The sequence below is a fragment of the Exiguobacterium sp. E4787 genome (genome assembly GCF_018618375.1).
Taxonomy (GTDB): domain Bacteria; phylum Bacillota; class Bacilli; order Exiguobacteriales; family Exiguobacteriaceae; genus Exiguobacterium; species Exiguobacterium chiriqhucha.
In genome coordinates, this window is record NZ_JACSLY010000003.1 from 92,077 (window position 1) to 106,067 (window position 13,991).

The window sequence follows — 13,991 nt, forward strand, 5'->3', positions numbered from 1 at the left end:
ATGTGTTGCCAATTCAGAAAAAAGCCACAGACGTTGATGTCTGTGGCGTTAAGCTTATTGTTGGAGCGTCGCGGCGAGTCGGACGCGCGTCCCGATTTCGCCTCGGACCGCCGCAAGGGCTTGTTCGAGCGACGTGATGACGGCGACCCGGTCGTGGCCTGACTCGGCGAACTGAAGGGCCGCCCGAACTTTCGGCAACATACTGCCCGGTGCGAACTGGCCCTCGGCGATATACGTCTCGAGCTGTTCTTTCGTCGTCTCTTCGAGCGCCCGAGCCAACGGGGTCCCGAAATCGACGAATACGTGCTCGACGGCCGTCAAAATGAGGAGCATGTCGGCGTCGACGAGATTGGCGAGTTTCGCAGCGGCAAAATCTTTATCGATGACCGCCTCGACACCGACATAACCATCTGGTGTATCGATGACGGGAATTCCGCCACCGCCAGAGGCGACGACGATGTGCTCATGGGCGACAAGGTCACGGATGACCGCGTGCTCGAGAATCGCCACTGGAAACGGACTCGGGACGACGCGGCGATAACCGCGACCGGCGTCTTCTTTGAACACATAACCGGTCGTCCGTTCCATCTGCTGCGCTTCCGCCTCATCGTAGAAGGGACCAATCGGCTTCGTCGGGTGACTGAAGGCACTATCGTTCGGGTCGACGACCGACCGCGTGACGATTGGCGCGACCGAACGTTCCAAACCGCGCGATCTCAGAGCTTTCGTGAGGGCATTCTCGAACCAATAGCCAATCATCCCTTGTGTCATCGCCCCACAAACATCGAGTGGCAAGGCCGGTGTCGCCGGACTGTCTGATGCGGCCTGTTGCAACATCAAATTTCCGACTTGCGGCCCGTTGCCATGGGTGATGATGACCTCAATCCCTTCGGCGACAAGCGCGGCCAGTGATTCCGCCGTCGCCTCGACGGCTCGAATTTGAGCCTCGGCCGTCGCATCTTTTCCTTGTTGAATCGCATTTCCACCTAGTGCGATGACTACTCGTTTATTCCGCATATTGGTTTCCCCCGATCAAAAGACTGAGATATTTCCCGAGACGATACGCACGACGGCCAAGATGGCGAGCGCGGTCAAGACACCGGCCACAATCCATTCCGTCTTCGTCAACGTCTTGATGCCGTTCTCACGCTGTGCCTTGATATAGAGCAACGTACCTGGTGCGTACAGTAAGGTCGTCAAGAGCAGATAGTCGATTCCAGCCGCATAGATGAGCCAAATCCCGTAAATCGAGGCGACGGCTCCGATGATGAGATCGCGGGTCCGGCGTTCACCGGCGTTGTAGCCGATGCCGTTCTTCGCGACTTTGACTTGATAGAAGGCCGAGAAGACGTACGGAATCAAAATGGCGCTCGAAGCGAGCGAGAAGGCGAAATTATACGCCGCATCCGAGAACAGGAACGTGAAGAGGAACAATTGAATCAATCCGTTCGTGAGCCAGAGCGCGTTGGCCGGCGCGCTGTTTTTATTCTCTTTCGTGAACCATTTCGGGAACACGCCGTCTTTCCCGGCCACGAATGGAATCTCGGCGGCAAGTAACGTCCAACCGAGCCACGCCCCGAGGACAGAGATGACGAGACCGCCGTTGATGAGCATCGCGCCCCACGGTCCGACCGCCGACTCGAGCAAGTACGCCATCGCCGGTTGTGAAGCGTTCGCCACGTTCTCTGGATTCATGAGACCGAGCGACATGACCGAGATGAGCAGATAGATGACGAGTGTCCCGAGCAACCCGATGACTGTCGCTTTTCCGACGTCCGAGCGCTTGCGGGCCCGTCCGGATAAGACGACCGCCCCTTCGACACCGATGAACACCCATAGTGTGACGAGCATCGTCGAGACGACCTGGTCTCTCACACTACCCCATGAGAAACCACCCTGGCCCCAGAAATCGAACGTGAAATTATCGAGATTGAAGAAGAATAAGGTGATGGTGATAAAAGCAAAAATCGGTACGAGTTTCGCAATCGTCGTGATGATGTTGATCATGGATGCTTCATGAATGCCTCGTAAAATGAGCGAATGAACGAGCCACAGCATAATCGAGGCGCCGATGATGGAGGCGATGTTTTGACCGCCTTCGAAGATTGGGAAGAAATAACCGACCGAGCTGAACAGGAGCGTCGCATAGGCGACGTTACCAAGCCATGCGGAGAGCCAGTAGCCCCACGCCGAGTTGAACCCCATGAACTGACCGAAGCCGGCCCGGGCGTAACTGTACACCCCGCCGTCGAGGTCTGGACGACGCATCGTCAAATTTTGAAAACTGAGACCGAGTGCGATAATCCCGATTCCGGTGATGACCCACCCAATCAAAATCGCCCCCGCGTTCGCACCTTGGGCCAAATCGGCCGCCAAGTTGAAGGCTCCCCCGCCAATCATCGAACCGACGACGAGTGCCGTCAACGCCCCGAGCCCTAATCGTCGATCCTTTTTCTCCGGTTGTACGCCTGCCGTTCCACTTGAGTCATGCGCTATTTTCGTAGACATTGAACTCATCCCTTTCGTTTAGTACGAACCGGAGGGGAAACCCCTCCCGTCCGTCAGCGTTCAAGCCATTCGTTCGTGTCGGTGAGCGTCGCCGCCATCACAGCTTTAATCGTGTGCATCCGATTCTCCGCCTGATCAAAGACGAAGGAATGACGACTCCGGAACACCTCGTCCGTGACTTCCATCTCGGTCAGACCGTATTCGGCATGGATGGCTCGGCCAACCTCTGTCTCCAAGTCGTGGAAGGCTGGCAGACAGTGAAGGAACATGACGTCTGAATTATTCGTCTTCGTGAGCATGTCCATGTTCACTTGGTAAGGATGGAGCAACTTGATCCGCTCGGCGAATTCCGCCTCTTCGCCCATCGACACCCACACATCGGTGTAAATCACGTCGGCGTCGGCGACCGCTTCATCAATACTCTCGGTCAACATAATTTTCGCTCCCGTCTCGGCAGCGACCGAGCGGGCAAAATCGACGACTTCATCTGACGGCCAGAGCGATTTCGGCGCGCAGATGCGCATGTCCATCCCGACTTTGGCCCCACCAATCAAGAGCGTGTTGCCCATATTGTTGCGTCCATCGCCGACATAGACGAAGCGAATGCCAGACAACTCGCCTTTCTGTTCTTTGACGGTCAAGAAATCGGCCAAGATTTGAGTCGGATGATATAAGTCCGTCAATCCGTTCCATACTGGGACCCTGGCATCTTTGGCCAAACCTTCGACCGTCTCATGGGCGAACCCACGGAACTGGATGCCGTCGAACATCCGTCCGAGCACGATGGCCGTGTCGCGCACCGATTCTTTTTTGCCGAACTGGATATCCGATTTCCCGAGGTATTCCGGATGCATGCCGAGATCGATGGCCGCCACGGTGAACGCACAGCGCGTCCGTGTCGATGGTTTTTCAAACAACAGCGCGACGTTCTTCCCTTCACAGATGCGATGCGGGACGCCTTGTTGCTTTTGACGCTTGAAGGCGGCCGATAAATCGATCAAATAGTTCAACTCGTCTCCTGAAAAATCGTTCAATGATAGAAAATGACGGCCTTTCAAATCAAAGTTGTACGTTGTGGACATGCTCGTTTCCTCCTCGTTAAATGTCTTCGCGGATAATCGGACAGCTCATACAGCGTGGACCCCCACGACCACGCGACAGTTCACTCGACATGATTTCGATGACTTCGACGCCCTCGGAACGGAGCAACTCGTTCGAGACGTAGTTGCGGTCGTAGGTGACGACGACGCCTGGGGCGATGGCGAGCGTGTTCGACCCATCGTTCCATTGCTCGCGGGCAGCGGCAATCGGGTCCCCGCCCCCACATGGGATTAAGACGATCTCATCGAGACCGAGTGCGGCTTTCAACACGTTCAACAGATCCGTTTGCTGCGTGATGTGAAGTTCGCCTTCGGCGTTCAACGTCAGTTCAAAGATATTCATCTTGCCTCCTGGACCTTGGATGAACGGATGAATCGTGAACTTGTCATGGTCGACCATCGTGAAGACCGTGTCGAGATGCATGAACGCGCGCGATTTCGGAATCTCGATGGCGATGACTTTCTTGAATGTACCGCCGTTTTTCAACAAGTTGAGGGCGACCCGTTCAATCCCTTGGGCCGTCGTCCGTTCGGAAATCCCGATGGCGACGACTTCCTTCGACAACACGAGTTCGTCCCCACCCTCCATCGCGAAGCGGTAGTCACGATCCGACCAAATCGGGATGTCGTGTTTCGCGAATCGCGGGTGATAACGCATAATATATTGCGTGAACAACGATTCACGACGACGAGCCGGCTCTTTCATCCGGTTGATGGATAGCCCGTTGCCGATTGCTGCCGCCGGGTCACGGGTGAAGTATAAGTTCGGCATCGGATCGAGATAGAACGGATACGTATCCTCAATCATCTCGTGTAAGTGGCGCCGTTTTTCGGGCTTAATCTCGGATTTCCGAATCCCGGCCATGACGGTTTCAATCAACTTTTCATTGTCGTAGGCGAGCAAATATTCTTTCAGCGTCTCGTACGAACCGTTGATATTTGATTTGGACTCTGACAAGATATCGGCGATGAAACGTTCACGGACACCCGGCAACGACAACGTCTCAGCCATTAAATTTTCGAGGTAGAGCACTTCGACGCCTCGGTTTTGGAGCACGCTCGCAAAGTAATCGTGTTCTTTTTGAATGACTGGAAGATGGGGAATGTCGTCAAACAGGAGTCGTTCCAAATATTCCGGGGTCAAATTTTCGAGTTCGCGTCCTGGACGTTTTAACAGGACGGTCCTGAGTTCACCAATTTCTGAATACACGTGGATCGGATGTTTCAGCGTCGTGTCCCGTGCGGTTTGTTGATCCGTCATCGATATCATCTCGCTTCCTCCTTGTGATTCGGGTGTGTTGCTACCCTTACATTATCAACTTACCCATTTCCACGATGGGCAAGTCCGACGTTCGGACTGTGGTGGATTCCACAGAATAGTGCATAGAGCATGACATGATTTGAATGAACAATCACTCGAGAAACGGTGTGGTTCCTCGAATCGAAGGAAAGTGACGTATACACGCTGTATAGATTGTGAAAAAAATTCATAGCGTTTTTTTGATTTTGTTTGAGCCTTTCGCCAGTCGTGCCATAATATAGACAAATGATGTGAAAAGGAAGTGAGTCGATGGCAATCGAACGTACAGAACGCGCCCGTCATGAAGCCCAAGTGACAGCGCTTATTCAAAAAGGGGACCCGGTCGATTTCCGCGACGTGTTCCTCACCCTCCACCCCGGTGAACAGGCCGACCTGTTCATCGAACTTGAACGTCCGGGCCGTGAGTTCGTCTATGAGGCGCTGTCCCCGGAAGAGTTTACTGACCTGTTTGAAAAACTCGAACTGGATGAGCAGGAACAGTTCATCCAAGAGATGCCCCGTCCGTTCGCCGTGCGTGTGTTGAACGACATGTTCTCGGATAACGCCGCCGACTTGATGACCGAGCTCCCTGACGACTTCATGAACGAACTGTTCGAGTTGATGGACGAGACCGAGGCGACCGAGGTCAAAGACTTGATGCGCTATCCGGACGATACGGCCGGTGCCATCATGACGACCGAGTTTATCGTGTTGAAGGCGGACAAGACCGTCGGTGCGACGCTCGAAGACTTGCGCGAACTTGGACCGGAAGCCGAGACAATCTATTACCTGTATGTCATCGACACCGATCGCCGGCTCGTCGGCGTCGTCTCGCTACGCGACTTGATCGTCTCCCCGCTCGACGTGCAAATCGCGGACATCATGGGCCGGCGCGTCGTGTCGGCCCACGTCCTCGCCGACCAGGAAGACTTGGCCCGGACCGTTCAGAAGTATGACTTATTGGCCCTGCCTGTCATCGACAGCGAGGACCATCTGCTCGGGATCATCACGGTCGACGATGTCATGGACGTCATCGAACGCGAGACGACCGAGGATTTCGAAGAGCTGTCAGCGACGAAAGGTTCGTCCGACATCAACATGGGACCGGTCGAGGCGGCGATGAAGCGGGCGCCATGGATTATCAGCCTCATGTTTCTCGGGATGATTACTGCGTCGACGATCGGCGGTTTCGAGGACACGCTCGAAACGATCGTCTTGCTCGCCGTCTTCATGCCGCTCGTCATGGGTTCGGCCGGTAATGCCGCCACCCAATCGCTCGTCGTCGCCGTCCGCTCAATCGCGCTCGGGACGATTAATCGAAAGAACGTGTTGAAAATGATTCGTCGTGAGTTCGGGACGGGGCTATTGCTCGGGTTCGCCTGTATGGTCGTCATCTTCGGCGTCATCACCGTCCTCTATGACAGTGCCTTAATCGGCATAATCGTCGGTCTGTCGATTTTTGCGTCGCTCAGCGTGGCGACCATCGTCGGGACGCTCGTGCCGCTCTTGATCAATCGATTGAAACTCGATCCGGCCGTCGCGTCGGGTCCGTTCATCACGACGGTCGTCGACAATCTTGGCTTAATCATTTATTTCACGGTCGCGACTTCGTTGCTTCGCTTTTTTTGACACCTGACCTCTCAGGTGTCTTTTTTTGTTGTGAGGTTTGTTACAGTTCTTTTACAAAAGAGAAAACGGGAAATAATCCTACTTCGTGAAGGGTAGTTATGAAAAAGTACTTATAAATAAGAAGAAGTTGAGGGAGGGAATGTCGTTGACCATTCAACAAGTTGTTTACATATTAATCACAGGGGCCTTATTCATGGGACTCGTCGCTTACGTGTCTTATCGCATGACGAAAGGGAAAGTCGAGAGTGCCGACGACTATTTCTTGGCCGGACGGGGGCTCACCGGCATCTTTATCGCCGGATCACTCTTATTGACGAACCTGTCAGCCGAGCAGTTAATCGGCTTAAACGGGCAATCGTTCGCCGGCAACATGTCGGCCATGGCGTGGGAAGTCACAGCCGGAATCGCCGCCATCATCATGGCGCTCTTTTTACTGCCGCGTTTTCTCGGAATCGGTATTTCGACAATCCCTGAATTTTTGAGCCAACGGTATGACGAGGACGTCCGCCGCTTGACGGTCCTGTTGTTCTTGTTCGGATATATGTGCGTCACGATCCCATCGATGCTCTATTCCGGCGGATTGGCCGTCCTGCAACTGTTTGACGTACCGGAATTACTCGGAATCAGCTTCGAGCAGTCGCTCTGGCTCGTCATTTGGTTCATCGGGATTATCGGAGCCGTTTACGCCATTTTCGGTGGTCTCCGCGCCGTCGCCGTCTCCGACACGTTGAACGGGATCGGATTAATCATCATCGGTTTCCTCGTCCCGACGCTCGGCTTCATCGCGCTCGGTGACGGCAACCTCGTCGATGGGATGAAGACGATTGCAACCGAGAATCCAGAGAAACTGAACGCGATCGGTTCAGAGAACGATTCCGTTCCGTTCTTGTCCATCTTCACGGGGATGATTTTTGCGAACTTGTTTTATTGGGCACTCAATCAATACGTCATCCAACGGGCACTCGGGGCGAAGAACTTGGCCGAGGGTCAAAAAGGGGTGCTTTTCACCGGCTATTTGAAGTTGCTCGTCCCGATTCTCATGCTGCTTCCAGGGATTATCGCGTTCCATTTGTATGGCACGAACGTCGATAAGGCCGACCTCGCTTATCCGAGCTTGATTGCCGACTTGTTGCCGATGTGGCTCATGGGCTTCTTCCTCGCCGTCTTGCTCGGTGCCGTATTCAGCTCGTTCAACTCGTTGCTCAATAGTATCGCCACCTTATTCGTGCTCGATATTTATAAGCCGAAGTTCAAACCGGACGCGTCTGACAAAGATTTGATTCGTGTCAGCAAATGGTTCGGGACGTTCGTCGCGCTCGTCTCGTTCTTCGTCGCTCCGAACTTGATGTACGCACCGGACGGACTGTGGGACTTGATTCGCCGCTTCACCGGTTTCTTCAACATCCCGATTCTCGTCATCGTCTTAATCGGGATGCTCGTGAAGCGCGTACCGCCGATTGCCGCGAAACTCGTCATCGGCTTCCACGTCGTCACGTATTACTTCCTCGTCTGGGGAACGGAGCAGTGGTTCGGCTTCGACCTTGGCATCAACTTCATTCACATTTACGGGATCTTGTTCGTCCTCGAAACGACCATCATGCTCGTGTTCGCAAAAGTTCGACCGATGCAACACATCAATCCGATTCGCATCGATCTTGGCCGCGTCAAGCCATGGCGTCATGCAATTTCGACTTCCATCATCCTTGTCGCGTCGATGATTTTCGTCTACTTCGTCTTCTCGCCGATCGGTCTCGCCTACGCAGACGGGATCGTCTCGAGCTGGTTCTGGCCGGCGACTGTCGCTTTGTTCGCTGTGACGGGCGTCCTCGTTTGGGCGTCGTATCGCTACTGGCTTCCGAAATATGAGGCTTACTTGACGAATCTCGGTACGACAGACACCGAACGTGAAGAAGCGATTGGTGAATAATGTATTTAGACAAACAGACGCGTTCCTTGCTGATATCTTTTAGCAAGGAACGCGTCTGTTTGTCTTACTTCTATTCTTCTGTTTATACATGTTTTGGTCCGCTTGATCATATAATTTCTTGAAATCGTTTAACTGCTCCTCCCAAGCTGCACCGACAGCGGCTGAAATGTAATTCGATTCAAACATGCTCCTAATGGAGACCGTCAAATCTAACAATTCATCTTGTTGTAGTTGATCAGTTAATACAACAAATTCGTCCCCTCCAATCCGATAAACGTTTTCGCTTAACCCTTGCAAGAGGAGTCCCGTTTTCTGAAGTAACTGATCACCAGCCGAATGACCTTGATGGTCATTAATTTTCTTCAAATCATTTAAATCGATGACTATCAATCCTACTTTTTTAAAAGAGAGACGATCAATTGTTTCGTTAAAGGCACGTCGGTTCAAAACCCCAGTGAGTTCATCATGACGGCTCACATATTCTAACTCCTCACGTTTCATTACAGCCGCTTCTACATTCCGAATGATTCCTTGTACAGCTACAATCTCACCATTTTTATAGATTGGGGTCGTGTATTCTTCAAAACGTAAGTAACGACCGTCATTAGTGCGCCAACGTTGCGAGATAGCCTCATCGTAACTCATCTTTCCTGAGACTTTATTCATGAGAAGTTGATAATCATCTGGGTGAATACGACGAAAACAATCATCTGGATTTTCGTAGTTTTCCGCTACAACGCCCTCACCTAGATACAAATCAAGGGAAGGACTTATGTAACGAAAACGAAACGTCGGTTTGACTTCAAATATATAGATGACATCTTTAACGTGGTTACCGAAATGTGCAAAGGCTCCGTCCACCTCTTTACGTGATTGAAGTGTCTTCTGCGCAACAAGTACCAAAATCAATCCAACTAATAAACCTAACCAAAATTGTTCCATGTTTTCCCGCTCCCCGTCTAAACGTACTATTCTATCGTATCACATTAGCGAAATGCCGCCTGTACCTTTTCCATTATTTAGGTTAACGTTTAAACATAAAGTTTATTTGTTGATAAATGTAAACTTAAAAATTAGAAGGTGGGGGTCAACCATGAGTCCTGACTGGTCACGCTATAAAGTCTCATCTACTTTTTCTGGATCGGCGCTCGTCATGCGACAAGACGACATCCTGTTCGACCGTCAACAAGGTTATGCGAATCGTGCGGAACGAATTGAAAATCGAACATCGACCCGATTCGGTATCGCTTCGGGCTGTAAGTTGTTTACGGCCATCGCCGTCTGTCAGCTCATCGAACAAGGCAAGTTGGCATTTACATCGACGCTCGGCGAATGCCTCACCATCGATTTTCCAACGTTCGACCCGGCCGTGACAGTCGAACAGTTGCTCACTCACACGTCCGGCATCCCAGATTATTTCGACGAGTCTGTCATGGTCGATTTTGAGGAATTGTGGCGGCAACGACCGATGTATCACATCCGGCAGCTACGTGACTTTCTCCCGATGTTCCAACACGAGCCGATGCGACAAGAACGAGGCGTGTTCCAATACAATAATGCCGGTTATATCGTGCTCGGCCTCATCGTCGAACAAGCGAGCGGGTTGATATTCTCGGATTATATCGAACGATTCGTGTTCAAGCCGGCCGACATGACCGATTCGGGTTACTTCTCGCTCGATGCCTTGCCGGCGAATACAGCGCTCGGGTATATCGACAACGCGGACGGCTCGTGGCGGACGAACCACTATTCCATTCCCGTCAAAGGCGGAGCGGACGGCGGCGCGTTCGTGACGGCACAAGATATGACCAAACTTTGGAGCACCTTGCTCGCTCATCGCCTACTTGGCGAGGAGATGACATCACGACTGCTGACTCCTCATGTGAAGGTAAACGATAAAGGCGCACATTATGGCTACGGTCTGTGGATTCAACTGAACGCGAAGCGACACGTGTTTAAATATCATGTCATGGGCTATGACCCCGGCGTCAGTTTTCATTCTGCGTACTACCCGGCCACAGACATCGTCTCGGTCGTCTGTTCGAACGAGTCAGATGGTGCGTTCGACCTCATGAAAGCCATTGAAATGAAAGTAGGTGAAGGTTGATGGTCATTCGTCCTTATGAAGAATTTGATTTTGAACAGATTCAAGCATTGAATGAAGCGGAAGGTTGGAGTCAACTCGTGCGACACCATGACTTGACGAAACAGGCGTGGCGGCAATCGAACGTTGCCTATGTCGTCGAGTCAGAAGGACTGGTGATTGCCTACTTGCGTGGGTTGACCGACACAACCGTGAGTCTCTACGTGTGCGAACTGCTCATCGCGGCCTCGCACCGTCGCCTCGGGATTGGCGAGCAGTTGTTGTCACACGTCCATGCGCTCTACCCCGAGACGCGTCTCGAGATGCTCGCGAGTGCTTCATCCCACACGTATTACGAAAAACTGAACTTCCGCCCGTTTTACGGGTATCGAAAGACGATTCACGAATAGGAGGAGCTGTCATGAAACTAGCCATCGTGACCGGTGCGTCGCGCGGTCTCGGCCGTGCCATCGCCGAGGAATTATTGAAGCGGGATTACGAGGTCGTCAATTTTTCACGGACGCAGGCGACCGATGCCTCGTTCCATCACGTCAAGGTCGACTTAGCTGATCCGACAAGCACACTGGCCGCAATTGGACAGATGAAGCCGCTCATCGAGACGGCAACGTCTTTGCTCGTCGTCCAAAATGCGGCGTTGATTGAACCGATTCATCGGGCCGGTCAATTGGACGCTGCGCAGCTCATCGCCCACGTCCAAGCCAACCTGCTCGCCCCGATGCTCTTGACAAACGCGATGCTCGCATACGACCTGCCCGTCTCGCTCATCCATGTGACCTCTGGGGCCGCCAAGCGCCCCATCTCGGGCTGGAGTGCCTATTGTGCGACGAAAGCCGGGCTCGATCATTTCACCGAGACGGTCGCCCTTGAATTGACCGATACGGACGACAAGGTCGCCTTGTTCAATCCAGGCGTCATGGACACCGCGATGCAGGAAAGCATTCGGGCCTCGTCAGAAGACGCGTTCCGTGACGTTGAACAGTTCCGCTCCTATGTGACGGAAGGACGATTGCGCACCCCTGAAACGGTCGCCCGCATCTTGGCGAAACACTTGCTAGACGAGCCGTTCGAGAATGGCAAGACGTATTCGGTGTATAACCTAGACTGATTTTTCACCTGGTATAAAATTCAGCCACCCTTTTTAGGTTCAACCGCCTACACTAGAGACAGATGAAATGAGAAAGGGTGGCTAAGTCATGAAGACGATTGCAGGAGGATTATTATTTTTCGGCTTGTTCAGTCTCGGATTGTCGTTCACGATGATTGGGGACACGGCGATTGTCGGAGCGCTGGTGAGCGGTGTCGCCATCTTATGTAGCGTCGGACTTTGGTTCGGAGCGACAGAAGTAACGCGCATCCGTGTTGCTCTCCTCGACAGCAAAAAAACGTCTTTCCCTGAATGAGGGAAAGACGTTTTTGGATTCATTGATTGTCTTCTTCTTCGTAATCATCATCAGCATATTCCTCGAAATCGTACTCTTCGAAGTCCGCTTCATCGATAAAGATGTCGCGGTCATTGACGACGTGAATCGGACCGTTGGCCACATCGATTCGAATCGTCCATGCCCATGGAATGCGCAATCGGCTATAAACACCTGTCCAGAATTCCATCGATTCTTGCTCGTATCGTTCGAACTCTGCCAGCAACTCTTTAAAGGTTACCCCTGACAACTGAAAGTTTGAGTCTTGGATTCGCTCGAGCGCATTATGTGTCGCCTCGAGTTCCGCCGCACGTACCATCTCTTCGGCCGTTGCCATCTCAAGAATGGTACCATCCGGTGGCAGAATGTCGTATACGTTGAACAATTCGCCTTCTTCTACTTCTTCATCAAACTCATAGTCGTCGTGCCGCATGCTTCATTCCTCCTCACTCTAGTTGAATCTCTTTCATTGTACCATTCCACTCCCTGTTAGAACGAAACATTCGTGTATATATTTTGGCAGGTAGGGAATCATAACAAAGGAATAGAATACGGATCAGCGAAAGGGGCCAATTGACCATGAACGAATCATTTCAAGCACTCGTCCTCGACAAGACGGATGACCATCTTCACGCCAAGGTGACGGACGTCAAACTCGACGCGCTTCCAAAAGAAGAAGACGGTAACGTCCTCGTCGAGGTCCATTATTCCGCACTCAATTATAAGGACGCCCTCGGTCTTACCGAACCCGGAAAAATCATTAATCAATACCCGTTCATCCCTGGATGTGAATTTGTCGGCAAGGTCGTCGAGTCCGATCATCTCGACTTCAAAGCCGGCGATGAAGTCATCGCCACCGGTTTCGGGATCGGCGAACGACATTTCGGCGGATTCAGTCAATTTGCACAAGTTCCCGGAAACTGGCTTGTAAAACTGCCTAAAGGTATGGACATGCGTGATGCCATCACAATCGGGACACCTGGATTGACAGCCATGCTTTCAATCGATGCGCTTGAGTCCGCTGGCGTTCGACCAGGGGAAGAAGTGCTAGTAACAGGTGCAACTGGAGGCGTAGGCAGTTTTTCGATTATCTTACTTCATAAACTTGGCTATCACGTCATCGCATCCACAGGAAAGACAGACTCCCCTTATTTGCAAGCACTTGGCGTTGACACCGTCATCGATCGACACGAGCTTGAGGGAGCGGTTCGTCCGTTAGCTCGACAGCGGTTTGACGCGGCAATCGATTCGATTGGCGGGGCCACTCTTGCGAATATTTTGAGTCAAACGCGTTATGAAGGTGCCGTTGCAGCTTGCGGACTTGTCGGCGGTTCCGACCTTCCAACAACTGTTTATCCGTTTATTTTGCGCGGAGTCAAATTAATCGGCATCGACTCGGTCATGCAACCCATCGTACGTCGTCTGAAGGCGTGGGAACGACTGGATGAGCTGCTTGATTCTAACGTGCTCAACCATATGATTCATGAGATTCCGTTGCATGACATCCCTCGCCACGCTGAGGCGATGATGCGCGGCGAACTGAGCGGTCGGACCGTCGTTCGGATCCATGACTAACAAACAGGGCTGAATCCATCGATTCAGCCCTGTCTCTGTATTCTCCATGGTGGTGGAATTATAACGTGAATCCGGCTGGTGCGTCTTTGACGACGACGATCACCTTGCCTTGGTCTAATTTTTTCTCGAGTTGATCCGCTTCGGTCGATGAGAAGCCGAGCTGTTCGAATTGGGCTCGAAGCTCGTCCCCTTTTTTACGGAACACATTTTTCGCGGCCGTCCCCAGGCCGACGTCTGATGCCGTCACCGTATTCGCGTCGGCATTATCGGCCACACGGTCGGTCCGGTCATCGTCATGGGTGATGACATAAATGTGCTTGTCCTCAATCCCTTTCGCTTTCATCGATTGAATGGCGGTCACGACTTCTTCATCATTTGTGAACTCTTTGTACAAAACTGACATGTGTAGTTCCCTCCTTCGATAGCGTTA

14 protein-coding genes are annotated in these 13,991 nt (G+C 52.3%); 7 read left to right on the forward strand and 7 right to left on the reverse strand.

Going from position 1 to position 13,991, the window contains the following annotated elements; all coding sequences use genetic code 11:
* Positions 1 to 54: 54 nt before the first annotated feature.
* From arcC to arcA, 4 genes are read right to left on the reverse strand one after another with little or no spacing between them, the layout of a single operon-like run.
* Entirely contained in the window at positions 55 to 1,017 is a 963-nt protein-coding gene (arcC, locus tag KNP80_RS05335) for a carbamate kinase (RefSeq protein WP_214834040.1), read from the reverse strand.
* 15 nt (positions 1,018 to 1,032) lie between these two features.
* Positions 1,033 to 2,508: an arginine-ornithine antiporter gene (arcD, locus tag KNP80_RS05340; protein ID WP_214715650.1), complete on the reverse strand. Its 1,476-nt coding sequence runs from the start codon at positions 2,506 to 2,508 to the stop codon at positions 1,033 to 1,035.
* A gap of 53 nt (positions 2,509 to 2,561) precedes the next feature.
* On the reverse strand, positions 2,562 to 3,590 hold the full coding sequence (gene argF / locus KNP80_RS05345; protein ID WP_214719097.1) for an ornithine carbamoyltransferase: 1,029 nt from the start codon (positions 3,588 to 3,590) through the stop codon (positions 2,562 to 2,564).
* Positions 3,591 to 3,606: 16 nt separating this feature from the next.
* Positions 3,607 to 4,836: an arginine deiminase gene (gene arcA, locus KNP80_RS05350; protein ID WP_214833503.1), complete on the reverse strand. Its 1,230-nt coding sequence runs from the start codon at positions 4,834 to 4,836 to the stop codon at positions 3,607 to 3,609.
* A gap of 342 nt (positions 4,837 to 5,178) precedes the next feature.
* Between arcA and mgtE the strand changes: the two genes are divergently transcribed.
* Both mgtE and KNP80_RS05360 read left to right on the forward strand, forming a co-directional pair.
* Positions 5,179 to 6,537 (forward strand): magnesium transporter, encoded by a 1,359-nt coding sequence (mgtE, locus tag KNP80_RS05355; RefSeq protein ID WP_214833441.1) that lies wholly within the window; start codon positions 5,179 to 5,181, stop codon positions 6,535 to 6,537.
* A gap of 145 nt (positions 6,538 to 6,682) precedes the next feature.
* Complete coding sequence (locus KNP80_RS05360) at positions 6,683 to 8,464, forward strand: solute:sodium symporter family transporter (protein WP_214834044.1); 1,782 nt, start codon at positions 6,683 to 6,685, stop codon at positions 8,462 to 8,464.
* A gap of 39 nt (positions 8,465 to 8,503) precedes the next feature.
* On the opposite strand, the gene KNP80_RS05365 is transcribed toward KNP80_RS05360, so the two are convergent.
* Complete coding sequence (locus KNP80_RS05365; RefSeq protein ID WP_214719089.1) at positions 8,504 to 9,406, reverse strand: sensor domain-containing diguanylate cyclase; 903 nt, start codon at positions 9,404 to 9,406, stop codon at positions 8,504 to 8,506.
* Between the two features lie 151 nt (positions 9,407 to 9,557).
* Here KNP80_RS05365 and KNP80_RS05370 point away from each other — a divergent pair, with 151 nt between their 5' ends.
* The 4 genes from KNP80_RS05370 to KNP80_RS05385 all read left to right on the forward strand — a co-directional run bounded on the left by KNP80_RS05370 (position 9,558) and on the right by KNP80_RS05385 (position 11,968).
* Entirely contained in the window at positions 9,558 to 10,571 is a 1,014-nt protein-coding gene (locus KNP80_RS05370; protein WP_214834046.1) for a serine hydrolase domain-containing protein, read from the forward strand.
* Complete coding sequence (locus KNP80_RS05375; RefSeq protein ID WP_214834049.1) at positions 10,571 to 10,957, forward strand: GNAT family N-acetyltransferase; 387 nt, start codon at positions 10,571 to 10,573, stop codon at positions 10,955 to 10,957. Before KNP80_RS05370 ends, KNP80_RS05375 begins: the two co-directional genes overlap by 1 nt.
* Before the next feature lie 11 nt (positions 10,958 to 10,968).
* Positions 10,969 to 11,673, forward strand: coding sequence for an SDR family NAD(P)-dependent oxidoreductase (locus tag KNP80_RS05380; protein WP_214834052.1), 705 nt, complete (start codon positions 10,969 to 10,971; stop codon positions 11,671 to 11,673).
* An 88-nt stretch (positions 11,674 to 11,761) separates the two neighbouring features.
* Complete coding sequence (locus KNP80_RS05385) at positions 11,762 to 11,968, forward strand: hypothetical protein (protein WP_214834054.1); 207 nt, start codon at positions 11,762 to 11,764, stop codon at positions 11,966 to 11,968.
* 19 nt (positions 11,969 to 11,987) lie between these two features.
* Here the strand turns inward: KNP80_RS05385 and KNP80_RS05390 are convergent, their stop codons facing one another.
* The gene (locus tag KNP80_RS05390) at positions 11,988 to 12,419 is read right to left on the reverse strand and encodes a hypothetical protein (protein WP_034779522.1); all 432 of its coding nucleotides are present in this window, start codon (positions 12,417 to 12,419) and stop codon (positions 11,988 to 11,990) included.
* A 146-nt stretch (positions 12,420 to 12,565) separates the two neighbouring features.
* Between KNP80_RS05390 and KNP80_RS05395 the strand changes: the two genes are divergently transcribed.
* A complete protein-coding gene (locus tag KNP80_RS05395; protein ID WP_214719087.1) occupies positions 12,566 to 13,561 on the forward strand; it encodes an MDR family oxidoreductase in 996 nt (331 codons plus the stop codon).
* A gap of 58 nt (positions 13,562 to 13,619) precedes the next feature.
* On the opposite strand, the gene KNP80_RS05400 is transcribed toward KNP80_RS05395, so the two are convergent.
* On the reverse strand, positions 13,620 to 13,964 hold the full coding sequence (locus KNP80_RS05400; RefSeq protein WP_034779525.1) for a YflT domain-containing protein: 345 nt from the start codon (positions 13,962 to 13,964) through the stop codon (positions 13,620 to 13,622).
* Positions 13,965 to 13,991: the final 27 nt, after the last annotated feature.